We start from the raw sequence: 24,771 nt of genomic DNA on the forward strand, positions 1-24,771 counted from the left end.
GCCAGACCCTCAATGCCCCGCCGTATCACGAAACCGCTGGTACTCGTGATACTCGACCCACGCCACGACATCGTACGGCACGTATAGCTTCAGCCTGGCGCGGGAGATGGCGATGTACACGGCGCAGATCCGCTGATCGAACGCGTAGGCATCCTTGAATTTCTCGTTGGTCAGCAGCCCCGGTGTCAGCAGCACCTTGTCGAACTCCATGCCACCCGCCTCTTCCGCGAGCATCAGCAGGCAGCCGTTGCCGGCGTTGTCGATCATTCGGGTAAGGCGTGTCAGGTCGGCAATCATGAAACCGTTTTCCAGCTTGGCCTTGACCCGCAGAAACGACTCGTCGAACTGGTTGGCGTCGCACACGGCCTGCCAGTCGGGCAGGTCGCTGAAGTACGGATGCACGCCGTTTTCGCTGAATTCGGAGCGGTAGAAATCAGGTTTGAACAGTTCGATGGCGGTGGCCATGAAATGCTTGAGTTCATCCTGGGTGCGCTTGTCCGGGAATCTGAACTTGCAGTTGGCATCGTGCAGGTGGATGGCCCAGATCATCGTGTCCCACGGCGATGCCGTCAGCACCACGCAGCCTTCGGGCGGCACAAAACCTTCCGGATATTCCTTGATCTGGACGTCAGCATCACTGGCGCCTTCGAACGGAATCTTGCCCTTCTGCGAGTGCCGGGCGATCAGCGGATTGACCAGCCGCTCGACGTTGCGACCCGAACGCACGGAATAGCTGATATCGCTCTGGCGAACCTCACGGTGCCGTTTGACCGGCACGCCGCTGGCCTGCTGGTACTCGTCGCCGAGGGTGATCAGCACTTGGCGGCCACGTTCGATGATCTGCAACAGCGACCCGGGAATATCCTGGCTCTCGTCGATCAGCACGTGCGTGTAGCGCGCCGGCACCACGCAACCAGCAATGCAGGCCCGCTTGATCATCAGCAGCGCTTCGAAGCCAGTCTGGCTGCCCCACGCCGGGTTGAGTTCGAGATAGCCCCACACCCGGCTCGAATACTCCAGCAACACCTGAGCGTCGACGCTGGAGAGCGGCTGGTTGAAATGCGGCAGATGCTTCGCCGAAAAAGTGTGATCGCGAAAGCGGCAGTAGCGCTCGATCACCTTGAGGCAGAGTTCAAGGGTCGCCTGCCCGTCGTGGTGGCGAAAGCCGAAGATATTCAGTTCCTGCGCCAGCGCCTGGCGACTGAGGATCCGAGTCGCCCCTTCAGCCTGAGGCCTGCGCCCGAGCATCAGCGACTGCGCAAACGCCAGGAAGGTCTTGCCAGCCTTCTTCTCGCTCGGCCCCACCATGCGCTGACGAAGAACTTCGAGCTTGGCCGGGGTGCGCGCCAGCAACAGAGTCTTTTCCGGGCGCAGGTGCTCCAGCAACGCCACCAGCAGATGGCTTTTGCCGATTCCTGCGTAGCCTTGAACGTGCAGGTCTTCGTCCAGATTGGCGCGGAAGGTTCTGACCAGTTTGTCCTGTGCCGGGCTCAACCAGCGCTCGCGCTGTCGGGGCGTCACGATCGGCTGGCTGAACGGGTCATGGCTGCGATGGCGCCGCACCTTGTATTCGAAGTCCCACTGGCCGTCGGGCAACAAGTAGTCGCGTGCGGATACTTCTTCGGCCGACAGAAAACGCAGGTTCAGAGGATTCAGGACCTTCAGGCCGAAATACAGTTTGCGCGGGTCGAACAGTCGCTGCGCTTCCAACAGCAGGCTCGCCGTGGTTGATTGCCGAGTTTCAGCAGCCCAGGACAAGAGCTTGGCCAGAATTTTCTCTGCCGCCACGGCGCCGAGATCCTGCTCTTTCGTCTGCACCAGATTCTGGATGACCAGCACTGCCGCCAATTCGGGATCGGTCAGGCTTTCGAGCGCTTTTGCGCCACCCGCCTGCAACAGGTTCGCGCAGGTTTCATCCGTGACGGGCAAGAACACAGGGCTGGATAGATCGGAATGTTCCGGGAGCATAAAACCTCGCGGCCAGGGCGCAGACCTTGCTGGGTCGATCCTGGCCAGACTCTTCATTTATTTCGGTGGCTGCGAGTATGCGGGATTGAAGAGCAAATGATTACCCCGTGTCGGCGCCCTCGCGAGCAAGAGGTTTGGGTACGAACCGCCAAATTGCAGGCATAAAAAAACCGCAGTGGGCGAAACCCATGCAGTTCTGTCTGATTCGTTCGATGTTCGTTAAGGTGGTAACCCTACCAGCCACACCCCGGCACACAATGTTCCCGCTGTGGCTGCTGCCTTCCGGCTCTGACCAGGTTCACGGGTAATCGTTGCGGGGGGACCGATAGGGTCACCATAACGACACTCACCTGTCGGCGAGCCGCGCCATTGTACCTATCTGAGACGAAGTTACAACCGCTGGTTGCAGATTAAAAATATGAAGGGCTTCAAGCACTTGCTATTGCGCCTGAAGCACCTCGTCCGCGCGGCCGCCCTCTTGCTGGATCACCAGATGAATGAAGTGCAGCTTGGCAATCGCCGCTGGCGGCAGGACGAACGGATAGAAATCCGGCTGGCCCATGCTGCGCGACAGTTCGTTGAGCATGCCGGCCAGTTCGATCCACGCGTTGACGAACGACAGGAACGCCGCGCCGCCGGGATGTTCGGGGTCGTACAGCGTGCTCGAAGGAAACGGCTGATAATCCAGGTCCATCTCCCGGGCACTCATGCCGAAACCCAGCGCCGTATCCACCGCGTCCATCATGTGCAGGTAATGCGCCCAGGTTTCCGCCCAGTCTTCCCACGGGTGCATGGTGGCGTAGGCGCTGACGTAGTGCTGCGACCAGTCCGCCGGCGCGCCCTGTTGATAATGCCGTTCAAGCGCCTCGGCATAACTGGCGCGTTCGTCGCCGAACAGGTTGCGGAATGAACCCAGCCAAGGGCCGTTGGCGATCAACCGATCCCAGTAGTAATGCCCGACCTCATGGCGAAAGTGCCCGAGCAACGTGCGATAGGGTTCGTGCATCTGCGCCCGGACCCGTTCGCGGTGGGCGTCGTCGGCTTCTTCGATGTCGAGGGTGATCAGGCCGTTGGCGTGGCCGGTCATGGGTGCATTGCCTTGCAGATCGACGCCGATGAAATCGAAGGCCAGGCCGGTGGCTTCGTCGACGGTTTTCGGGACGACCGGCAGGCCGAGGCTGATCAGTTGCGCGACCAGTCGCCGCTTGGCGATTTCCACCTTGCGCCAGCGTTCGGGGTTTTCCGGGACGGACAGATCGGGGATGGTGCGATTCAGAGCGCAGGCCGCGCACAGGGTGTCGTGATCGTTGGCGGGCAGCAGCCAGTTGCAGGCCGCCGGGGTATCGAGATTGGCGCAACGCCGGAACAGCCCGGCGTCGGGATCGACGTCCAGCGTCCAGGTGCCCTTTTGCGGCCCCGGCTGCAACGAGGTCAGTCGACTGTGTTCCGGTTGATAACCCAGCGCCGCGTTGCAGGCCAGGCACTGGCTGTTGCGAAAGAACAGCGACTGGCCGCAGCGACACGGCCAGACTTTGCTGTTGCGCGAGGATTCGCCCATGAACGGCGCGACGATGCGAGAACTGAGCTGCTCGAAAAAGCGGTACATGGCGATCTCTCCCTTGGGCTTGCCAAGACTAGATCATTCCCGCGAGCTGATCGTTCCCGCGCGTTGCGTCAGGCGGAAATACCGTGTCCTTTCAGGAACGCGATAAACGCCTCCTCATCCATGACCCTCACGCCCAGTTCGTTGGCCTTGGTCAGTTTCGACCCGGCGCCCGGCCCGGCGACCACGCAATGGGTCTTGGCCGACACGGAGCCGGCGACCTTGGCGCCTAGGCTTTCCAGGTGTTCTTTGGCGACATCGCGGCTCATCAGCTCGACCTTGCCGGTCAGCACCCAGGTTTCGCCAGCCAGCGGCAAGCCTTCGACGACTTTCTTCTCACTCTGCCAGTGCATGCCGAAATCGCGCAGTTGCTTTTCGGCGTCTTCAGCCAGTTGACGATGCTCGGGCAAGGCAAAAAACTCGCGTACCGAATTGGCCTGCTTCTCCGGCAATGCCTGGCGCATGTCCAACCAGTCAGCGGTCATCACCCCTTCCAGCGTTTCGAACTTGTCAGCCAGCTTCTGCGCCCCGCCCGGCCCGACCGAAGGAATGTGCAGCTTGTCGAGGAAGCCGCCCAGCGTGGTGCTCGCAGCAAACTCGGCACCCAGCTCGCCCTGATCCTGAATCTCCAGACCATGGCCCAGCAACTCGGTAATCACCTGCTGGTTGTGCGCATCTTCGAAGAAGCTGTGAATCTCGTGCGCCACTTCCAGACCGATGTCCGGCAGGTACGTCAGCACCTGCGGCAAGGCTTGCTGGACGCGCTCCAGCGACCCCAGCGAGCGGGCCAGCACCTTGGCCGTCTCCTCGCCAACATCCGGGATGCCCAGCGCATAGATGAAGCGCGCCAGCCCCGGTTTCTTGCTGTCTTCAATCGCAGCCAGCAACTTGTTGCTCGACACCTCGGCAAAGCCTTCGAGGTCGACGATGTCCTCGAACTTCAGCGCGTAGAGATCAGCCGGCGAACTGACCAGGCCTTCGTCCACCAGTTGCTCGACACTCTTGTCGCCGAGGCCTTCGATGTCCATCGCGCGACGGGAGACGAAGTGAATGATCGCCTGCTTGAGTTGCGCACCGCACGCCAGTCGGCCGACGCAGCGATACACCGCACCTTCGCTGATGGTTTCCTTGCCCTTGCTGCGTTTGACCAGTTGCGTGCGCTCGACATGGGAACCACAAACCGGGCAGCTCTCGGGAATCTGCACCGGCCGCGCGTCTTCGGGACGACGCTCGGTGACGACCTGCACCACTTGCGGGATCACGTCACCGGCGCGGCGAATGATCACCGTGTCGCCGATCATGAGGCCCAGCCGAGCGACTTCGTCCATGTTGTGCAGCGTGGCATTGGCCACGGTGACGCCAGCAACCTTGACCGGCTTCAAGCGCGCCACGGGTGTGACGGCACCGGTGCGGCCGACCTGGAATTCCACGTCGAGCAGTTCGGTGAGTTCTTCCATGGCCGGAAACTTGTGGGCGATGGCCCAGCGCGGTTCACGGGCGCGGAAACCCAGTTCGCGCTGATCGGCAATGCTGTTGACCTTGAACACCACACCGTCGATTTCATAGGCCAGCGAATTACGGCGTTCGCCGATATCGCGGTAGTAATCCAGGCATTCGCCAATGCCCTTGGCCAGTTTCAATTCGTGGCTGATCGGCATGCCCCAGGCTTGCAGTTGCTTGAGGTTGCCGATATGGGTGTCGGAAATATCGTGAGAGACCTGACCGATGCCGTAGCAGCAGAATTCCAGCGGGCGGTTGGCGGTGATCTTCGAATCCAGCTGACGCAGGCTGCCGGCGGCGGCGTTGCGCGGGTTGGCGAAAGTCTTGCCGCCGACCTCCAGTTGCGAAGCGTTGAGGCGTTCGAAACCGGCCTTGGACATGAACACTTCGCCGCGCACTTCCAGGGTCGCCGGCCAGCCCGTGCCGTGCAGTTTCAGGGGGATGTTGCGCACCGTGCGCACGTTGACGCTGATGTCTTCGCCGGTGGTGCCATCGCCGCGGGTGGCGCCGCGCACCAGCACGCCATCCTGATACAGCAGACTGACCGCCAGACCATCGAGTTTCGGCTCGCAGCTGTATTCCACCGCCGCGCCACCGCCAAACAGATCGCCGGCCGGCAGGTCCAGACCCTCGGTCACCCGACGGTCGAACTCGCGCATGTCGGTTTCTTCGAAGGCGTTGCCGAGGCTGAGCATCGGCACTTCGTGACGCACCTGGGTGAACGCGGTCAGCGCGACGCTGCCCACACGCTGGGTCGGCGAGTCGCTGGTGATCAGTTCCGGATTGGCCGCTTCCAGCGCCTTGAGCTCGTGGAACAACCGGTCGTACTCGGCATCCGGAATGCTCGGCTCATCGAGGACGTGGTAACGGTAGTTGTGCTGATCGAGTTCAGCGCGCAGCTCTAGAATGCGGTCTTTGGCGGCAGTCATGGGTGTTCTCTCATAAAGCAAAAGAGCAGCCGAGGCTGCTCAATCTATTTTGCCGATTGCCTCTTTATCGCGAGGCAACCTTTTCAATCAACGCTTCTGGGTCAGGGCGCGACGTTCGAATTCAACGATGCGCTGACGGTAGTGCTCGATGGTCTGCGCGGTCAGGACGCTGCGCTGGTCATCTTTTAATTCGCCGTTCAGTTCCTGGGACAGCTTGCGCGCTGCCGCGACCATCACGTCGAAGGCCTGCTTCGGATGACGTGGGCCTGGCAGGCCGAGGAAGAAGCTCACCGCCGGCGTGCTGAAATGGTCGATGTCGTCCAGATCGAAAATGCCCGGCTTGACCGCGTTGGCCATGGAGAACAGCACTTCACCGTTGCCGGCCATGCTTTCGTGACGGTGGAAAATATCCATCTCGCCGAAACGCAGACCGCTTTCCAGAATGTTCTGCAGCAGTGCCGGGCCTTTGAAGCCGGCCGGGTCGCGGCAGATCACGCTGATCACCAGCACTTCTTCGGCTTGCGGCTGATCCTTGTCGGCCACTGCCGGCGAGGACTTGGTAGCAGGCTCGACGAAATCATCGTCACGGCTGCTGAAGCTCGGGCCGCCGTCCAGATCCAGATCGAGGTTCAGGTCGCCCTGGGCCGGACCGTTGCTGCCACGCTTGCCGCGCTTGGAACCGGATTCGCGAGGCTCGCGTGCTTCGCGGGCCGGCATGCTCACCGATGGCAGATCGTGTTCGTCCAGTTGTGGCTCTTTATGGGTATCCAGCACGCGGGCCGGGCCCAGCAGTTCGGCGCTGGTGTCCTCGTCCGGCAGGTTGGACAGACTTCGGTCAAGACGGAATTTCAGTTTTCCCTTGCCGCCGCGCATACGGCGCCAGCCATCGAAAAGAATACCGGCTATCACAATGATGCCGATGACGATCAGCCACTCGCGCAGACCGATTTCCATGTAATCCCGTGCCTCTATAAAAAATGCTGAAAAATAAGGGGTTTACACTGTGCAAACCGCTTTAAAACGTGGCGCCAACTCTATGTTCTGACAGGCGTTTTGCCCACGTATACGAAAAATTGACATTAAACTAGCACGACCAAAGACAACTTTACACCGTCTGTCTCATTGGCTTGCGCGATTATGTCGATTGGCCAGCAAGTCGAAGCCGGTAAATATGTCCTACAGACTACAGATACCCTTTCCGACAGCGCCGGCTCAGGCATCCACCATCGCCATCGCCTCCTCGACATCCACGGCTACCAGTCGCGAACAACCCGGCTCGTGCATCGTCACACCCATCAACTGGTCAGCCATTTCCATGGCGATCTTGTTGTGGGTGATATAGATGAACTGCACGGTCTGCGACATCTCTTTGACCAATCGTGCGTAGCGTCCAACGTTAGCGTCATCCAGTGGTGCGTCAACTTCATCGAGCATGCAGAACGGCGCCGGATTCAATTTGAAGATCGCAAAAACCAGTGCCAGTGCGGTCAGGGCTTTTTCGCCACCGGAGAGCAAATGGATGGTGCTGTTCTTCTTCCCGGGCGGTTGCGCCATGATCGTCACCCCTGTATCGAGTAGATCTTCGCCCGTCAGTTCCAAATACGCCCGCCCGCCACCGAAAACTTTTGGGAAAAGTGCCTGTAAACCGCCATTGATCTGATCAAAGGTATCTTTGAAACGGTTACGGGTTTCCTTGTCGATCTTGCGGATGACGTTTTCCAGAGTCTCGAGGGCCTCGACCAGATCGGCGTCCTGGGCATCCAGATAACGTTTACGCTCGGATTGTTGCTGGTATTCGTCGATCGCCGCGAGGTTGATCGCGCCCAGGCGCTGAATCCGCGCGGCGATGCGTTCAAGTTCTTCTTCGGCAGCCTTCTCGCTGGCCTCGGCGGTCAGAGTATTGAGCACGCCGTGCAGATCGTAGCCGTCTTCCAGCAGTTGATCCTGCAGGGCCTTGCGGCGCACGGTCAGGGCCTGCCATTCCATGCGTTGCTGTTCGAGCTGGCCACGGATCAATTGCGATTGCTGCTCGGCCTGGGTCCGGCGTTTTTCCGCGTCGCGCAGTTCGCGGTCAGCGTCTTCCAGAGCGATCTGGGCAGTCTTGAGTTCGTCGTCGACGCTCATGCGCTTGTCGAGCAACTCTTCGAGTTTGAGGCGCAGTTCTTCCAGGGGCGCTTCGCCCTCCTCCAGATTCAGGCTGAGCTGTTCACGTTTTTCAGTGAGGCGCTCGGCCTGCATTTCCAGACGCTCAAGGGCCTGGCGAGTCGAATCATGCTGGGCCCGCAGCGAGCCGAGGCGCACGGCCAATTGATGCGCGTGATCCTTGTGCTGACGGGCTTCCTGACGCACCCGATCCAGACGTTCGCGCAGACTGTCGCGCTGGGCCAGCAGCAATTCGCGCTGCTCGGTGTCGAGGGCCATGGCGTCGAGGGCGTCCTGCAACTGGATCCGCGCTTCGCCGATGTTTTCGTGTTCCAGCTCGCGCTGCTCGGCGAGCTCGACCAGCTCTTCGTCGAGGCGGGTGCGACGCAGGTTCAACTGCTCGGCCTTGGCTTTGCCGGCGGACAACTGGGCCTTCAGTTCGCCTTGCTGACGGGCTTCGTCCTGCAGCAGGCGACGCAAATGCTCGCGGCCGTTTTCCTGCTGCCGCTGTTGTGCGCGCAGGGTCTGCAAGCGAGTCTCCATGGCCTCGACCGTGGCTTCGCGCTCTTCGCGTTCCGCATGCAGCGATTCGATTTCCTGGCCGCGTGCGAGCATGCCGCTTTCGGCTTCGCTGGCGCGGCGCACCCGCAGGAAATGCCGGCCGACCCAGTACCCGTCGCGGCTGATCAGGCTCTGTCCGGCAGCCAGTTGGCCACGCAGTGCCAGCGCCTGTTCAAGGCTGTCGACCGGTTTGACCTGAGCGAGCCAGGGCGACAAATCGACCTGCGCCTCGACCTTGTCCAGCAGGCTGCCGGCCACGCGCACGCCGTCATTGCCAGGGCTGAGCAAACGCAGATCGCCCTGGGCAAAACCGGACAGATCAAAGCCGTCGAAATCATCCACCAGCACCGCTTGCAGGTCGGCACCGAGCAAGGTCTCCACCGCCAGCTCCCAACCGGCCTCGACCTTCAGGCCTTCGGCCAGACGCGGGCGTTCGGCGAGGTTGTGTTCTTTCAGCCATTCAGCGGCGCCGGTACCCGGATCGAGCGCGGCCTGCTGCAAGGCTTCGAGAGACGCGAGGCGACCGTTGAGGCGCTGCAAATCGCCCTGCGCCTGTTGCTGCGCGGTCAACGCCTGCTGCAGTTCCTGGCGCAGTTGCTCGAGTTTTTCGACCTGGGCTGCTTCGCTGGTCTGCAAATCTTCAAGGGTGGCTTCGGACTCGGCGAGCTGTTCGCTGAGTTCCATGATCGCCGCGTCTTCCGGATCGGCCGACAGCAACGCCCGCTCTTCGCCGAGACGCTTTTGCCGATCGGCCAGACGCTCCATGCTGGTTTCCAGCTGCTGGATGCGCGACTGCTGCACTTCGGCCTGACGGCGCGGTTCAGCGGCGGTCAGGTTGAAGGCGTCCCACTGCTCCTGCCAGCCGTGCATCACGGCTTCGGAATCTTCCAGCGCAGCGGCGGCTTCTTCGGCGGCGGCGTTGGTGATTTCCTGCTCGGGAGTCAGTTGATCAAGTTCTTCGCCAAGGGTCAGCAGCAAGGTGCGGTCGTGGCCCAGGTGCGATTCGGTTTCGAGGCGTGCGCGCTCGGCTTCTTTCAGATCGTCCTGCAATTGGCGCAAGCGCTGCTGGCCGTGCTGGATGCTCTGCTCGACCCGGGCGATGTCGCCGCCGACCGAATAGAAGCGCCCCTGCACCAGATTGAAGCGCTCGGACAGGTCATGGTGACCGTCGCGCAGGCGTTCAATGGCGGCGTCGGCGTTGCGCTGCTCGGCAACCAGCGCTTCGAAGCTGATTTCCTGGTTGCCGATGATCGATTCACGCTGGCTGACCTGATCGTTCAGATCCTGCCAGCGCAGGGCCGACAGTTGGGCCTTGAGCTGGCGCTCTTCAGCCTTGTATTCCTGATACTTCTTGGCGGCCTCGGCCTGACGGTGCAAGCGTTCGAGCTGGCGCTCGAGCTCTTCGCGCAGGTCGGTCAGACGGGCCAGGTTTTCGTGGGTGCGGCGGATGCGGTTTTCGGTCTCGCGTCGGCGCTCCTTGTACTTGGAGATGCCGGCGGCTTCTTCGATGAAGTTACGCAGGTCTTCCGGTTTGGACTCGATCAGCTTGGAGATCATCCCCTGTTCGATGATCGAGTAACTGCGCGGGCCGAGGCCGGTGCCGAGGAAAATGTCGGTGATGTCGCGACGACGGCATTTGGCGCCGTTGAGGTAATAAGTCGTCTGGCTGTCGCGGGTCACTTTGCGGCGGATCGAAATCTCCGCGTAGGCCGCCCACTCGCCCAGCAGCGTGCCGTCGGAGTTGTCGAACACCAGCTCGATGCTCGCCTGGCTCACCGGTTTGCGGCTGGTCGAGCCATTGAAGATGACGTCGGTCATCGACTCGCCGCGCAGGTTCTTGGCCGAGCTTTCGCCCATCACCCAGCGCACGGCGTCGATGATGTTCGACTTGCCGCAACCGTTCGGCCCGACGACCGCCGCCATGTTGCTGGGGAAGTTCACCGTGGTCGGGTCGACGAAGGATTTGAACCCCGCCAGCTTGATGCACTTGAGCCGCAAGGTCAGGCAACCGTCAGGGCGGACACCACCAGATCGCAGCTGCGCTGGGCGTAAGCCGTCAGCACGATGCGGATCTGCGGCAGGTCACGGGCGAGGACGGCGGCGAGCAGGCGTTCGAACAGGTCGAGGAACTCGCTCATCTCGGCCTTGCGCTGCTCCAGCGCGAGGAAGTACGCACGGCTCATGGCCGGTTGCAGGTTCTCGACGGTTTCCTGCAGGTACGGGTTGTTGGCGAACGGGTACGCGGCGCGCATCACGTTGAAGCTGTCGTCGACGAAGGTGCGGATGTCCTGACGCTCGTAGCTGGCGGTCAGGCGCTGCTGGATCTGCACGAACGGCGCCATGTCGGCCTGGGTCTGCCAGCCATTGGCCACTGCGTTGCCGAGCAGGATGTACAGCTCGCTCATCAGCGTGCACAGGCTCTGCACCTTGTGCGCCGTAAGCTCGGTGACGTGGGCGCCACGGCGCGGCAGGATCGCGATCAGGTGACGGCGCTCGAGGATCAGCAAGGCTTCGCGGACCGAACCGCGGCTGACGTTCAGCGCCAGCGTGACCTTCTGTTCCTGGATGCGCTCTCCCGGCTTCATTTCGCCACGAATGATCCGTTCGGCGAGGTGGTGAGCGATTTGCTCGGCGAGGCTGTCCGGCGCCTTGAACGTCATGGTTGTCCTTCAAACTCTTCGATCTGCACAAGCGGCGCAGTGTAGCGCAATGCGCGGTCATGGCGGAGTGCCCGCACAGCGGTTTTTGGCACGAATCCCGCAAAAAAGCGCTTGATCCAATGAGGGTCAATACTGAAGAGACACGAGGTTGAGCGACAAAACGGTTTTTCCTGACCTTTAAGTCAGAAAACCATTGACCGAAAAGTCAGACCTGCTAAATTCGGCTCAAGTCGCTCAACAACAATAATGAGTCTGCGAGGCCTTCCGTGATCCAGTTTTTACTTAACCAGGAACTCCGTAGCGAGCACGCCCTGGACCCGAACCTGACTGTGCTCAACTACCTGCGCGAACAAGTGGGTAAATCCGGCACCAAAGAAGGCTGCGCCAGCGGTGACTGCGGCGCCTGTACGGTGGTGGTCGGCGAGTTGCAGACGGATGACGATGGCCGCGAGCACATTCGCTATCGCAGCCTCAACTCGTGCCTGACGTTCGTTTCGTCGCTGCACGGCAAGCAATTGATCAGCGTCGAAGACCTCAAGCACAAGGGCGAACTGCACAGCGTGCAGAAAGCCATGGTCGAGTGCCACGGTTCGCAGTGCGGTTTCTGCACCCCCGGTTTCGTGATGTCGCTGTTCGCCCTGCAAAAGAACAGCGATGCACCGGATCAGGCCAAGGCCCACGAAGCGCTGGCCGGCAACCTCTGCCGCTGCACCGGCTACCGGCCGATCCTGGCCGCCGCCGAACAATCCTGCTGCGGCAAGCAACCGGACCAGTTCGACGCCCGCGAAGCGGAAACCATCGCCCGCCTCAAAGCCATTGCCCCGACGTCGATCGGCGAACTCAACAGCGGCGACAAACGCTGCCTGGTGCCGCTGACCGTGGCCGATCTGGCCGATCTCTACGACGCTTATCCACAGGCCCGCCTGCTGGCCGGCGGCACCGATCTGGCGCTGGAAGTCACTCAGTTCCACCGCACGTTGCCGGTGATGATCTACGTCGGCAACGTCGCCGAAATGAAACGCATCGAGCACTTCGAGGATCGCATCGAAATCGGCGCCGCCACCGCCCTCTCCGACTGCTACGAAGCGTTGAACGCCGAGTACCCGGACTTCGGCGAACTGCTGCACCGCTTCGCCTCCCTGCAGATCCGCAACCAGGGCACCCTCGGCGGCAACATCGGCAACGCCTCGCCGATCGGCGACTCGCCACCGCTGCTGATCGCCCTCGGCGCGCAGATCGTGCTGTGCAAGGGCGAGACCCGCCGCACACTGGCGCTCGAGGATTACTTCATCGATTACCGGGTCACTGCGCGTCAGGAAAGCGAGTTCATCGAGAAGATCATCGTCCCTCGCGCCACCGCTGAGCAGCGCTTCCGTGCCTACAAAGTCTCCAAGCGTCTGGACGACGACATTTCTGCCGTCTGCGCCGCATTCAACCTGCAGGTCGAGAACGGCGTGATCACCGACGCCCGCGTCGCCTTCGGCGGCATGGCCGCGATCCCGAAACGCGCCGCTCATTGCGAAGCCGTGCTGCTCGGCCAGCCGTTCAACAACGCGGTGTTCGAACGCGCCTGCACCGCGCTGGGCGAGGATTTCACCCCGCTCTCGGACTTCCGCGCCAGCAAGGAATACCGCCTGCTCAGCGCGCAGAACCTGCTGCGCAAATACTTCATCGAACTGCAAACACCGCACATCGAGACTCGGGTGACCGCTTATGTCTAACCATCACGGCGTAGAGAAAACGCAAGCTGAACTGGCTGAACTGTTCGCCAAAGACCTGACCACCGGCGTCGGCCGCAGCGTCAAACACGACAGCGCCGCCAAGCATGTGTCCGGTGAAGCGCAATACATCGATGACCGTCTGGAATTCCCCAACCAGTTGCACGTTTACGCACGGCTGTCGGATCGCGCCCACGCGAAAATCATCAGCATCGACACCCAGCCCTGCTACGCCTTCGAAGGTGTGCGCATCGCCATCACCCATGAAGACGTGCCGGGCCTGAAAGACATCGGCCCGCTGCTGCCGGGTGATCCGCTGCTGGCCATCGATGACGTGCAGTTCGTCGGTCAGCCGGTGCTGGCCGTGGCCGCCAAGGATCTGGAAACCGCACGCAAGGCCGCCATGGCCGCGATCATCGAATACGAAGATCTGGAGCCGGTGCTGGACGTGGTCGAAGCCCTGCGCAAACGCCACTTCGTGCTCGACAGCCACACCCATCAGCGCGGCGACTCGACCACGGCGCTGGCCACGGCCGAACATCGCATTCAAGGCACGCTGCACATCGGCGGCCAGGAACACTTCTATCTGGAGACCCAGATCTCCTCGGTGATGCCGACCGAAGACGGCGGCATGATCGTTTACTGCTCGACGCAGAACCCCACCGAAGTGCAGAAACTGGTGGCCGAAGTCCTCGACGTTTCGATGAACAAGATCGTGGTCGACATGCGCCGCATGGGCGGTGGTTTCGGCGGCAAGGAAACCCAGGCCGCCAGCCCGGCGTGTCTGTGCGCAGTGATCGCGCACCTCACCGGCCAACCGACCAAGATGCGCCTGCCGCGTGTCGAAGACATGCTGATGACCGGCAAGCGTCACCCGTTCTACGTCGAGTACGACGTCGGCTTCGACAGCACCGGGCGCCTGCACGGCATCGCGATGGATCTGGCCGGTAACTGCGGCTGCTCGCCTGACCTGTCGGCCTCGATCGTTGACCGGGCGATGTTCCACTCGGACAACTCGTACTACCTCGGCGATGCGACCATCAACGGTCACCGCTGCAAGACCAACACCGCGTCGAACACCGCGTACCGTGGTTTCGGCGGCCCGCAAGGGATGGTCGCGATCGAAGAAGTGATGGACGCCATCGCCCGTCACCTGAACCTCGATCCGCTGGCCGTGCGCAAGGCCAACTACTACGGCAAGACCGAGCGCAACGTCACCCATTACTACCAGACCGTCGAGCACAACATGCTCGAAGAAATGACCGCCGAGCTGGAAGAAAGCAGCCAGTACGCCGAGCGCCGCGAAGCGATCCGTCGCTACAACGCCAACAGCCCGATCCTTAAAAAAGGCCTGGCGCTGACCCCGGTGAAATTCGGCATTTCCTTCACTGCCAGCTTCCTCAATCAGGCCGGTGCGCTGGTGCACGTCTACACCGACGGCAGCATCCACCTGAACCACGGCGGCACGGAAATGGGCCAGGGCCTGAACACCAAAGTCGCGCAGGTCGTGGCCGAAGTGTTCCAGGTGGAAATGGACCGCGTGCAGATCACCGCGACCAACACCGACAAAGTGCCGAACACCTCGCCGACCGCGGCCTCCAGTGGCGCCGACCTGAACGGCAAAGCGGCGCAGAACGCTGCCGAGACAATCAAGCGGCGGCTGGTCGAATTCGCCGCGCGGCACTACAAGGTCAGCGAAGAAGACGTGGAATTCCACAACGGCCACGTACGAGTGCGTGACCACATCCTGACCTTCGAAGCGCTGATCCAGCTGGCGTATTTCAATCAGGTGTCGCTGTCGAGCACCGGGTTCTACAAGACCCCGAAAATCTACTACGACCGCAGCCAGGCCCGTGGCCGGCCGTTCTACTACTTCGCCTTCGGCGCGGCGTGCTGCGAAGTGATCGTCGACACCCTGACCGGCGAGTACAAGATGCTCCGTACCGACATCCTCCACGACGTCGGCGCCTCGCTGAACCCGGCCATCGACATCGGCCAGGTCGAGGGCGGCTTCGTCCAGGGCATGGGCTGGCTGACCATGGAAGAACTGGTGTGGAACAACAAGGGCAAGCTGATGACCAACGGCCCGGCCAGTTACAAGATCCCTGCCGTGGCGGACATGCCGCTGGACCTGCGGGTGAAGCTGGTGGAAAACCGCAAGAACCCGGAAGACACGGTGTTCCACTCCAAGGCTGTGGGTGAACCGCCGTTCATGCTCGGCATCGCCGCGTGGTGCGCGATCAAGGACGCGGTGGCCAGCCTCGGCGACTACAAGCATCAACCGAAGATCGACGCACCGGCGACCCCGGAGCGGGTGTTGTGGGGCTGCGAGCAGATGCGCCAGCTCAAAGCGGTGAAAGCCGTCGAAGCTGAAACCGAGCTGGCTCCGCTCTAGGACCGAGGTGCGGCCATCGCGAGCAGGCTCGCTCCCACATTTGGAATGCATTCCCTTGTGGGAGCGAGCTTGCTCGCGAAGAGGCCCGAACAGACAACGAAGATGTCGAGGTGAACATGTACAACTGGATCGACGCCCTCGCCGACCTGCAGAACCAGGGCGAACCCTGCGTTCTGGTGACGATCATCGAAGAGCTCGGCTCGACGCCGCGCAATGCCGGCTCGAAGATGGTCGTCAGCGCCCGCCAGACCTTCGACACCATTGGTGGCGGGCACCTGGAATACAAAGCCATGCAGATCGCCCGCGAGATGCTCGCCAGCGGCAGGCAGGACACCCATCTGGAGCGCTTCAGTCTCGGTGCCAGCCTCGGCCAGTGCTGCGGCGGCGCGACAGTGCTGTTGTTCGAGCCAATGGGCCAGGTGCAGGCGCAGATCGCCGTGTTCGGCGCCGGCCATGTCGGTCGCGCGCTGGTGCCGCTGCTCGCCAGCCTGCCCTGCCGGGTGCGCTGGATCGATTCCCGGGAAGAGGAATTTCCCGAACAGATTCCCCACGGCGTGCGCAAGATCGTCGCCGAGGAACCGGTGGATGAAATCGACGACCTGCCCGCCGGCAGCTACTGCATCGTCATGACCCACAACCATCAGCTGGATCTGGAGCTCACCGCCGCGATCCTCAAGCGCAACGACTTCACCTGGTTCGGCCTGATCGGCTCGAAGACCAAACGCGCCAAGTTCGAACACCGCCTGCGTGACCGTGGCTTCGACGCCAGCGTCGTGCAACGCATGCGCTGCCCGATGGGCATCGGCGAAGTCAAAGGCAAGTTGCCTGTGGAAATCGCCATCTCCATCGCCGGCGAAATCATCGCCACCTATAACGCCAATTTCGGCCAGCACACCGCCAGTGCCGAACCGATTGCCAAACTGCTGCCGGTTTCGCGCCGCAGTCAGGCCGCCACACTCAAAGCCTCAAACTGATTAGAGAACCCTCATGCCTCTGACTCGCAAAGCCTACCGCGCCGCCATCCTGCACAGCATCGCCGACCCTGCCGAGGTCGGCATCGAAGCTTCCTACGAGTATTTCGAGGACGGCCTGCTGGTGGTCGATGACGGCAAGATCAGCGCCCTCGGCCACGCCAGTGAACTGCTGCCGACGCTGCCGGCGGACATCGAGATCACCCATCACAAGGATGCGCTGATCACTCCGGGCTTCATCGACACCCACATCCACCTGCCGCAGACCGGCATGGTCGGCGCCTATGGCGAGCAACTGCTGGACTGGCTGAACACCTACACCTTCCCGTGCGAGAGCCAGTTCGCCGACAAGGCCCACGCCGATGAAGTGGCGGATATTTTCATCAAGGAACTGTTGCGCAACGGCACCACCACCGCGCTGGTGTTCGGCAGCGTGCACCCGCAATCGGTGAACTCGTTCTTCGAAGCCGCCGAGAAGCTGGACCTGCGGATGATCGCCGGCAAGGTGATGATGGACCGCAACGCACCGGACTACCTGACCGACACCCCGGAATCGAGCTACGTCGACAGCAAGGCGCTGATCGAGCGCTGGCACGGCAAGGGTCGTTTGCATTACGCCGTAACCCCGCGCTTCGCCCCGACCAGCACCCCGGAACAACTGACCCTCGCCGGCCAGTTGCTCAGCGAATACCCGGATCTGTACATGCAGACCCACATCAGCGAAAACCTCAAGGAAGTCGAGTGGGTCAAGGAGCTGTTCCCGGAGCGCAAGGGCTATCTGGACGTCTACGACCACTATCAATTGCTCGGCGAGCGTTCGGTGTTCGCCCATGGCGTGCACCTGTGCGACGACGAATGCGCGCGCCTGGCGCAGACCGGTTCGGCGGTCGCGTTCTGCCCGACCTCGAACTTCTTCCTCGGCAGCGGCCTGTTCAACCTGCCGATGGCCGAGAAGCACAAGCTGAACGTCGGCCTCGGTACTGACGTCGGTGGTGGTACCAGTTTCTCGCTGCTGCAAACCCTGAACGAAGCCTACAAGGTGATGCAGCTGCAAGGTGCGCGCCTGAGCCCGTTCAAGTCGCTGTACCTCGCCACCCTCGGCGGAGCGCGGGCGCTGCGTCTGGAAGACAGGATCGGCAACCTGCAACCGGGCTCCGACGCCGACTTCCTGGTGCTGGACTACAACGCTACGCCGCTGCTGAGCTACCGCCTGAAGCAGGCCAACAATATTGCCGAGACGCTGTTCGTACTGATGACCCTGGGCGATGACCGCACCGTGGCCCAGACCTATGCGGCGGGTGCGCTGGTACACCAGCGCTGAGTTTTCTCAAGGCATAAAAAATCCCCCGGTGGTGTTCACCCCGGGGGATTTTTTGTTGCCTATCGGACAGCTATCGCGAGCAGGCTCGCTCCCACATTTGCAATGCATTCCCCTGTGGGAGCGAGCCTGCTCGCGATAGGCGAGACACGGTGTCAGCTCAGAGCTTGACCGCCGGCCGCCCCGGCTTCTTGGTCTGCAACAGATGCGAGAACACTGCATGCAGATCGTCAGACGCGCTTTCCTCGTCGAGGTTGAGCTTGCTGTCGATGTGATCCATGTGATGCATCATCAGATCCACCGCCAGCTCGCCATTGCGCGCTTCGATGGCGTCGATCAACTGGGTGTGCTCGTCGTAGGAGCAGTGCGAGCGGTTGCCGCTTTCATACTGGGCAATGATCAGCGACGTTTGCGAAACCAGGCTGCGCTGGAAGCTGATCAATGGCGCGTTCTTCGCCGCTTCCGCCAGTTTCAGGTGGAATTCGCCGGAGAGACGGATGCCGGCGCCGCGATCGCCGCGAGAGAAGCTGTCGCGTTCGTCGTTGACCATCTGGCGCAGTTCGGCGATCTGCTCGGCGGTGGCGTGCTGCACCGCCAGCTCGGTGATCGCGCGCTCCACCAGACGTCGGGCGAGGAACACCTGACGCGCTTCTTCAACGCTCGGGCTGGCGACGACCGCGCCACGGTTCGGCCGCAGCAGCACCACGCCTTCATGGGCCAGACGCGAGAGCGCGCGGCGAATGATGGTGCGGCTGACCCCGAAAATTTCCCCCAGCGCTTCTTCGCTCAACTTGGTGCCGGGCGCCAGGCGCTGTTCGAGGATGGCCTCGAAGATATGCGCATAGACAATATCGTCCTGGGTTCCGCTGCGGCCGGCTTTGCCTGCTCGCGGTTGTTTCTTGAGGGGTTGCAACTGTTCGTTCATGGGCACTCGAGTCGGGAAGAACGGCGGCGAATTGACCGTGACTGTAATACGGCACAGTGGGTCGCTGGCAAGTATCGCGTAAAAAACAGCGCGATTGTACACAATGGAAGGTGGCAACACGACTGTACGGCTGTTTGCGACTTCGGCTGTATTGCAACGCTCCGTTACGTTTGAGTTTAGGCTTAAACCCGAAATCCGTGGCTTGAACAAGGAACGCCGCTGTCATGAACGAAATTACCCACACCCGACTGCGCCCGCTGGCGGACACATCGCCCTCCGCCATCGTCGCCGGGTTCATCGCGATGATGACCGGCTACACCAGTTCGCTGGTGCTGATGTTCCAGGCCGGGCAGGCGGCGGGCCTGACCAGCGGGCAGATTTCCTCGTGGATCTGGGCGATCTCCATCGGCATGGCGGTGTGTTCGATCGGCCTGTCGTTGCGCTATCGCACGCCGATCACGATTGCCTGGTCAACGCCCGGCGCGGCGCTGTTGATCACCAGCCTCGGCGGCGTCACCTACGGCGAAGCCATCGGCGCCTACATCACCTGCGCGGTACTGGTGACGATCTGCGGCCTGACCGGCAGCTTCGAACGGCTGGTGAAAAAGATCCCAGCCTCCCTCGCCGCCGCGCTGCTGGCGGGAATTCTGTTCAAGATCGGCAGTGAAATCTTCGTCGCCGCACAGCACCGCACCGGCCTGGTGCTGGGGATGTTCTTCACGTATCTCATCGTCAAACGCCTGTCGCCGCGTTATGCGGTGCTCGCCGCGCTGCTGATCGGCACCGCGCTGTCGGGCTTCATGGGGTTACTGGACTTCAGCGGCTTTCATATGGAAGTGGCGACACCGGTCTGGACCACGCCGCACTTTTCCCTCGCGGCGACCATCAGCATCGGCATTCCGCTGTTTGTCGTAGCGATGACCTCGCAAAACATGCCCGGCATCGCCGTGCTGCGGGCCGATGGTTACAACGTCCCGGCCTCGCCGCTGATCACCGCCACCGGCATCGCGTCGTTGCTGCTGGCGCCGTTTGGTTCCCACGGCATCAATCTGGCGGCCATCAGCGCGGCGATCTGCACCGGGCCGCATGCCCATGAAGATCGCAACAAACGCTACACCGCTGCGGTGTGGTGCGGGATTTTCTACGGGATTGCCGGAGTGTTCGGCGCCACGCTGGCAGCGCTGTTTGCCGCGCTGCCGAAGGAACTGGTGCTGTCGATTGCCGCACTGGCGCTGTTCGGTTCGATCATCAACGGCTTGAGCATCGCCATGACCGAGGTGAAGGAACGGGAAGCCGCGCTGATCACCTTCATGGTCACGGCGTCGGGGCTGACGCTGTTTTCCATCGGTTCGGCGTTCTGGGGGATTGTCGCGGGGGTGTTGACCTTGCTGATCCTCAACTGGCGCAAGGCCTGAGTAAAAAGCAGGCATAAAAAAACGGCGACCCTCAGGTCGCCGTTTTTTTCAGTATCACTTGGCCGCGTTGATCGGCTTTTCCGGATACCAGACGTCCAGCAGCGGGCTGATTTCAGTGCTGGTCAGCTCGGAGCGGGTTTTCAGCCAAGCTTCAACAGCAGCGCGCTGCTCTTCGGTGACCGAACCACGCTTCTGCAGGCAAACCAGACCGAAGTCGTCGCCGCCGACATAGCCCAGACCGTTGGCTTCCATGGCTTCTTTGATGAATGCTTCGAGGAAAGCGTCAATGGCTTCTTCGGACAGGTCTTCTTTGAAGCCCAGGTTCAGTTCGAAACCCAGCTCTTGAAATTCATCAACGCACAGTTTTTTGCGCAGACGCTGGGAACGGTTAGTCGCCATTGGAACAATCCTCTTAAGTAATAACGGCCGGCACTTTACCAGTTTAAGCCGGCGATTGCCCGACTCTCTGGGACGTGCGTGCGAACGCCTGTAAAAAAATAACGAATTGGCGCCCTTGCGAAAGGCACAAGCTGTAACAGCTTGGGGCATAATGCCGACACTTTCATGACCACTGAGGGCCTTTTCATCCATGTCCTCGTCTTTTTTCCCCTCGGCTGTAGGGTTTTATTTCATATGATCAAATCGTTGCGTCCTCTGCTCCTGGCCGGTCTTCTTCTGCCGCTGGCCTTGCCCGTCTCCGCTGCCACCATCAACACCGCCCTGACCCCCAACGTCGAAAAAGCCCTCAAGGCCAGCAAGCTGCAGCCCACCGCCCTGTCGCTGGTGATGGTGCCGCTGGACGGTCCGGGCACGCCGACCGTGTACAACGCCGACGTGTCGGTCAACCCGGCTTCGACCATGAAGCTGGTCACCACTTACGCGGCACTGGAAATGCTCGGCCCCAACCATCAGTGGAAAACCGAGTTTTACACCGACGGCGACCTGAACGGCGGGATCCTCAACGGCAACCTCTACCTCAAGGGTGGTGGCGATCCGAAGCTGAACATGGAAAAACTCTGGCTGCTGATGCGCGACCTGCGTGCCAACGGCGTGACCCAGGTCACCGGTGATCTGGTGCTCGATCGCAGCTTCTTCGTGCAGCCGCAACTGCCGGAATTCAACGATGACGGCAACGACGAGAACAAGCCGTTCCTGGTCAAGCCGGATTCGCTGCTGGTCAACCTCAAGGCCCTGCGTTTCGTGGCTCGCAATGACAACGGCCGGGTATTGATCTCGGTCGAGCCGCCGATTGCCAGCATCAACATCGAAAACACCGTCAAAGCGCTCAACTCCAAACAATGCACCGGCGGCGTGCGCTACAACCCGGTGCCGCAGGCCGATGGCAGCGTGACCGTGACCGTGGCCGGCCAGTTGGGCGAAGGCTGCAGCTCGCAGACTTATCTGTCGCTGCTCGACCACGCGACCTACACCGCTGGCGCCGTGCGGGCGATCTGGAAGGAACTGGGCGGCAGCATCCAGGGCAAGGATCGTCTGGCCCCGACCCCGAGCAGCGCCAAAGTACTGGCCCGTGCGTTCTCGCCGGATCTGGCGGAAATCATCCGCGACATCAACAAATACAGTAACAACACCATGGCTCAGCAACTGTTCCTGAGCCTGGGCCAGAAATTCCGCAACGACGCCGACGGCGATGACGCCAAAGCCGCGCAACGTGTGGTGCGGCAGTGGTTGGCGAAGAAAGGCATCACCGCGCCGCATCTGGTGATGGAAAACGGTTCAGGTCTGTCGCGCTCCGAGCGGGTCAGCGCCCGGGAAATGGCCAACATGCTGCAAGCGGCCTGGCACAGCCCTTACGCCGCCGAGTACATCAGCTCGCTGCCGATTGCCGGCACCGACGGCACCATGCGCAAACGCCTGAAGACCACCGCGATGCGCGGCGAAGCCCACGTCAAGACCGGCACCCTGAACACCGTACGGGCAATCGCCGGCTTCAGCCGCGACGTCAACGGCAACACTTGGGCGGTGGTGGCGATCCTCAACGACAAGGCCCCGTTCGGCGCGTCGTCGGTGCTGGATCAGGTGCTGCTGGATCTCTATAAACAGCCGCGGACGCCGCAGACTGCTTCGGTTCTGTAAGCACGCCACAAAACACTGTGGGAGCCAGCAGGCTGGCTCCCACACGTTTAGTGCCTAGTTCATCTGCCGCTCAACCCGATCCCGTCCGCCCTGCTTCGCCGCATACACCCCGGAATCCGCCCGCAGCAACAGCGCATCCGCGCCCTCCCCCGGTCGCCAGCTGGCAATCCCGAAACTGGCCGTCACCACCCCCACCACGTCGATCGGCGCACTGCGCAGGCTGTGCCATAACTCCTCGGCCAGCATGTGGGCGTGATCGCCGTCGATGTCCGGGCACAGCACCATGAACTCTTCGCCGCCCAACCGGCAGAACACGTCGGTACGCCGCAGACGATGACCGATGCGCTCGCAAACCGCCTGCAACACGCGGTCGCCCACCGCGTGACCGTACTGATCGTTGATCCGTTTGAAGTGGTCGATGTCGAGCATGATCACCGACAACTCGCCACCGCCACGCTCGACCCGCGCCATCTCGGTGGTCAGGCGTTCCTGGAAATAGCGCCGGTTGTGAATGCCGGTCAGGGAATCGGTCACCGACAGCGCGCGCAATTCTTCTTCCACCCGTTTCAGGTCGGAAATATCCGAAATATAACCGTGCCACAGCACGCCGCCACCCGGCAGTTCCTCCGGCGTCGCCTCGCCGCGAACCCAGCGCAGGCCGCGCCCGGGTAATTGCACGCGGTATTCCTCGCGCCACGGGCTGAGATTGTCCGCCGAAGCGCGGATCGACTTGCGCACGCGGCTGACGTCCTGCGGGTGGATACGGGTGAAGATCGCTTCGGCGTTGAGCAGCAGCACATCCGGCTCCAGCTCGTAGATCTCGCGGATGCCGTCGCTGGCGTAGATCACGCTGAAGCGCCCGTCGAACTCCATTTTGAATTGATAGATCCCGCCGGGCACGTGGGCGCTGAGCTTCTTCAACAGCACGTCCCGTGCGGCCAGCGCTTCGTGCACGCGCTTGCGCTCGGTGATGTCGATGCAGATCGCCAGGTGCCCGACCCACAGCCCCTGCTCGTCCAGCACCGGTGTGGCCAGCATGTTCACTGGAATGTGGCTGCCGTCCTTGCGCACCAGCGTCCACTCGCGCGCCTCGTGCCCGCCGACTTCGCCACCCTCCACCAGCATCGCCTGGCAGGTCGGAATGGTTTTGCCATAGCGGGCGCTGAGCTCCGCCGCGCGAGCCACCAGCTCCCGGGGAAAGTGCAGGTTTTCCAGGGTCATGTGGCCGACCACTTCGCTGCTGAGATAACCGAGCATCTGCTCGGCACCGGGGTTGAACGTGTTGATCACCCCGCGCAGATCGGTGGCGATGATTGCCACTTGGGTCGCCGCGTTGAGTACCCCGCGCAACTGGCCGTGGGTGCCGCGCAGTTCCTGTTCGCGTTCATGCAATTCCTGAGTGCGCAACTCGACCATGCGCAACGCGCGCTGGCGCTGACTCACCAGCACATAAAGCAGCGCGCTCAACAGCAGGCTGAGCAATCCGCCCAGCACCACCACGCTGCCCACCGCCGAATGGTTGGCCTGCATGAACGCTTCGCTGGGCAGAATATCCACCTGATAGTCGTGATCGGCCATGCGCACCAACCGCGTAGCCGACAGATCGCTCGGCACCGGTTCATTGGTCGACTCGAACAACACTTCATGCTGATCGTTGGTGGACAGATCGAGGATGCGCACCGACAGATAGTCATGAAGTGCATCCGGCAAGCCGTCTGCCAGCAGCTGACGCATGCTGATGACAGCCATCACATAGCCATATGATCTGGACTCCCCTTTGCGCAGCAGCGGTGCCACCAACAAGACGCCGCGTGCGTAAGCCGGCTCGATACCGACCAGATGCATCGGCTGCGACACCGCCAGACCGCGTAGCTGGTCGGCACGTTCAAGGGTCGAGCGGCGCAATGGCTGGGCCAGCAAGTCGTAACCCAGCGGCGCGCCAAGCCGGCTCTGGGTCTGGCTGTACAACACCACTACGTATTCATCGCGGGCCGAGGCCAGTTGCAGTTCGCCACGCGCATTGAGTTCGCGCACGCTGAAGGTGCTCAGGCCTTCATCTCGCGTCCTCTGTTCGAAAGCTGCACGCTCGGCACCCCTCACCCGCAGGGCAAACGAGTAGGCCTGGGTACGCAGTAATAAAGGGCGGGTGTAGCCGTCGAATTCGGCGCGGGACACCGATTCGGAGTTGGCGAAGAACCGGCGCAGCCCGTCGAGGCGTTGCTCCTGATCCTGAAAACGTTCTTCGATGCGGCTGTAGCGCTCGTTGGCCAGTAGCTGAAAGCGTTGGCGCAACTGGCTATGAAACTGATTGAGGGTGCCCCAGGCGAGCAGCCCCGTGAGAATCCCGCCGGCGAGCAATACCAGCACCGCGACCAGCCAGGCCGAGACTTCTTCGCTGATAAAACCCAATATCTTCGGGCGCACGGGGTGCAACGACATAAAAGCCACTCACTACGTCAGCATCTGCGGGAAAAACCCCATCGGCCGTGTGTGAGTTATAGCTATTAGCCACTAATTTGGCTAGTTCTGAACGGATCCAAGAGCCTTTAAAAATCAAGGCTCTGTGGATCCA

General features: G+C 61.7%; 15 protein-coding genes and 1 other RNA gene. 6 read left to right on the forward strand and 10 right to left on the reverse strand.

Going from position 1 to position 24,771, the window contains the following annotated elements:
- Positions 1-9 precede the first annotated feature (9 nt).
- From L6D74_RS13145 to L6D74_RS13175, 7 genes are all read right to left on the reverse strand, one after another.
- Positions 10-1,968, reverse strand: coding sequence for a hypothetical protein (locus L6D74_RS13145; RefSeq protein WP_236189445.1), 1,959 nt, complete (start codon positions 1,966-1,968; stop codon positions 10-12).
- Between the two features lie 231 nt (positions 1,969-2,199).
- Positions 2,200-2,296: signal recognition particle sRNA small type (ffs, locus tag L6D74_RS13150), an RNA gene on the reverse strand.
- Between the two features lie 111 nt (positions 2,297-2,407).
- Positions 2,408-3,574 carry a zinc-binding metallopeptidase family protein gene (locus L6D74_RS13155; protein WP_236189446.1) on the reverse strand — a complete coding sequence of 389 codons (1,167 nt, stop codon included), beginning with the start codon at positions 3,572-3,574 and terminating at the stop codon, positions 2,408-2,410.
- Between the two features lie 68 nt (positions 3,575-3,642).
- Positions 3,643-6,000, reverse strand: coding sequence for an NAD-dependent DNA ligase LigA (gene ligA, locus L6D74_RS13160; protein ID WP_236189447.1), 2,358 nt, complete (start codon positions 5,998-6,000; stop codon positions 3,643-3,645).
- Positions 6,001-6,087: 87 nt separating this feature from the next.
- A complete protein-coding gene (gene zipA, locus L6D74_RS13165; RefSeq protein WP_236189449.1) occupies positions 6,088-6,954 on the reverse strand; it encodes a cell division protein ZipA in 867 nt (288 codons plus the stop codon).
- Positions 6,955-7,212: 258 nt separating this feature from the next.
- Positions 7,213-10,701 carry a chromosome segregation protein SMC gene (gene smc, locus L6D74_RS13170; protein ID WP_236189450.1) on the reverse strand — a complete coding sequence of 1,163 codons (3,489 nt, stop codon included), beginning with the start codon at positions 10,699-10,701 and terminating at the stop codon, positions 7,213-7,215.
- 2 nt (positions 10,702-10,703) lie between these two features.
- On the reverse strand, positions 10,704-11,363 hold the full coding sequence (locus L6D74_RS13175; RefSeq protein WP_039770022.1) for a GntR family transcriptional regulator: 660 nt from the start codon (positions 11,361-11,363) through the stop codon (positions 10,704-10,706).
- Between the two features lie 266 nt (positions 11,364-11,629).
- On the opposite strand from L6D74_RS13175, the gene xdhA reads away from it, so the two are divergent.
- The 4 genes from xdhA to guaD all read left to right on the forward strand — a co-directional run bounded on the left by xdhA (position 11,630) and on the right by guaD (position 17,768).
- Positions 11,630-13,084 (forward strand): xanthine dehydrogenase small subunit, encoded by a 1,455-nt coding sequence (xdhA, locus tag L6D74_RS13180; protein WP_236189451.1) that lies wholly within the window; start codon positions 11,630-11,632, stop codon positions 13,082-13,084.
- The gene (gene xdhB, locus L6D74_RS13185) at positions 13,077-15,476 is read left to right on the forward strand and encodes a xanthine dehydrogenase molybdopterin binding subunit (protein WP_236189452.1); all 2,400 of its coding nucleotides are present in this window, start codon (positions 13,077-13,079) and stop codon (positions 15,474-15,476) included. The genes xdhA and xdhB overlap by 8 nt, the downstream gene beginning before the upstream one ends.
- Before the next feature lie 116 nt (positions 15,477-15,592).
- On the forward strand, positions 15,593-16,450 hold the full coding sequence (gene xdhC / locus L6D74_RS13190; protein WP_039770016.1) for a xanthine dehydrogenase accessory protein XdhC: 858 nt from the start codon (positions 15,593-15,595) through the stop codon (positions 16,448-16,450).
- Between the two features lie 13 nt (positions 16,451-16,463).
- Complete coding sequence (guaD, locus tag L6D74_RS13195) at positions 16,464-17,768, forward strand: guanine deaminase (RefSeq protein WP_127797412.1); 1,305 nt, start codon at positions 16,464-16,466, stop codon at positions 17,766-17,768.
- Between the two features lie 157 nt (positions 17,769-17,925).
- Here the strand turns inward: guaD and L6D74_RS13200 are convergent, their stop codons facing one another.
- Entirely contained in the window at positions 17,926-18,690 is a 765-nt protein-coding gene (locus tag L6D74_RS13200; RefSeq protein ID WP_007952027.1) for a GntR family transcriptional regulator, read from the reverse strand.
- Positions 18,691-18,914: 224 nt separating this feature from the next.
- Between L6D74_RS13200 and L6D74_RS13205 the strand changes: the two genes are divergently transcribed.
- Positions 18,915-20,105, forward strand: a complete 1,191-nt coding sequence (locus L6D74_RS13205) for a benzoate/H(+) symporter BenE family transporter (protein WP_236189453.1) — start codon at positions 18,915-18,917, stop codon at positions 20,103-20,105.
- A 54-nt stretch (positions 20,106-20,159) separates the two neighbouring features.
- On the opposite strand, the gene L6D74_RS13210 is transcribed toward L6D74_RS13205, so the two are convergent.
- On the reverse strand, positions 20,160-20,504 hold the full coding sequence (locus L6D74_RS13210; RefSeq protein WP_039770011.1) for a YggL family protein: 345 nt from the start codon (positions 20,502-20,504) through the stop codon (positions 20,160-20,162).
- Positions 20,505-20,738: 234 nt separating this feature from the next.
- Between L6D74_RS13210 and dacB the strand changes: the two genes are divergently transcribed.
- Complete coding sequence (gene dacB / locus L6D74_RS13215; protein ID WP_039770010.1) at positions 20,739-22,199, forward strand: D-alanyl-D-alanine carboxypeptidase/D-alanyl-D-alanine endopeptidase; 1,461 nt, start codon at positions 20,739-20,741, stop codon at positions 22,197-22,199.
- Positions 22,200-22,253: 54 nt separating this feature from the next.
- Here the strand turns inward: dacB and L6D74_RS13220 are convergent, their stop codons facing one another.
- On the reverse strand, positions 22,254-24,638 hold the full coding sequence (locus L6D74_RS13220; protein WP_236189454.1) for a sensor domain-containing diguanylate cyclase: 2,385 nt from the start codon (positions 24,636-24,638) through the stop codon (positions 22,254-22,256).
- Between the last annotated feature and the right edge of the window lie 133 nt (positions 24,639-24,771).

Origin of the sequence: Pseudomonas pharyngis, from assembly GCF_021602345.1 — a bacterium.
Lineage (GTDB): Bacteria > Pseudomonadota > Gammaproteobacteria > Pseudomonadales > Pseudomonadaceae > Aquipseudomonas > Aquipseudomonas pharyngis.

Excerpts from the sequence above, each read along its gene's own strand:
- L6D74_RS13145 (WP_236189445.1), bottom strand. The coding sequence starts at position 1,968 with ATGCTCCCGGAACATTCCGATCTATCCAGCCCTGTGTTCTTGCCCGTC.
- L6D74_RS13155 (WP_236189446.1), bottom strand. The coding sequence starts at position 3,574 with ATGTACCGCTTTTTCGAGCAGCTCAGTTCTCGCATCGTCGCGCCGTTC.
- ligA (WP_236189447.1), bottom strand. The coding sequence starts at position 6,000 with ATGACTGCCGCCAAAGACCGCATTCTAGAGCTGCGCGCTGAACTCGAT.
- zipA (WP_236189449.1), bottom strand. The coding sequence starts at position 6,954 with ATGGAAATCGGTCTGCGCGAGTGGCTGATCGTCATCGGCATCATTGTG.
- L6D74_RS13175 (WP_039770022.1), bottom strand. The coding sequence starts at position 11,363 with ATGACGTTCAAGGCGCCGGACAGCCTCGCCGAGCAAATCGCTCACCAC.
- xdhB (WP_236189452.1), top strand. The coding sequence starts at position 13,077 with ATGTCTAACCATCACGGCGTAGAGAAAACGCAAGCTGAACTGGCTGAA.
- xdhC (WP_039770016.1), top strand. The coding sequence starts at position 15,593 with ATGTACAACTGGATCGACGCCCTCGCCGACCTGCAGAACCAGGGCGAA.
- guaD (WP_127797412.1), top strand. The coding sequence starts at position 16,464 with ATGCCTCTGACTCGCAAAGCCTACCGCGCCGCCATCCTGCACAGCATC.
- L6D74_RS13200 (WP_007952027.1), bottom strand. The coding sequence starts at position 18,690 with ATGAACGAACAGTTGCAACCCCTCAAGAAACAACCGCGAGCAGGCAAA.
- L6D74_RS13205 (WP_236189453.1), top strand. The coding sequence starts at position 18,915 with ATGAACGAAATTACCCACACCCGACTGCGCCCGCTGGCGGACACATCG.
- L6D74_RS13210 (WP_039770011.1), bottom strand. The coding sequence starts at position 20,504 with ATGGCGACTAACCGTTCCCAGCGTCTGCGCAAAAAACTGTGCGTTGAT.
- dacB (WP_039770010.1), top strand. The coding sequence starts at position 20,739 with ATGATCAAATCGTTGCGTCCTCTGCTCCTGGCCGGTCTTCTTCTGCCG.
- L6D74_RS13220 (WP_236189454.1), bottom strand. The coding sequence starts at position 24,638 with ATGTCGTTGCACCCCGTGCGCCCGAAGATATTGGGTTTTATCAGCGAA.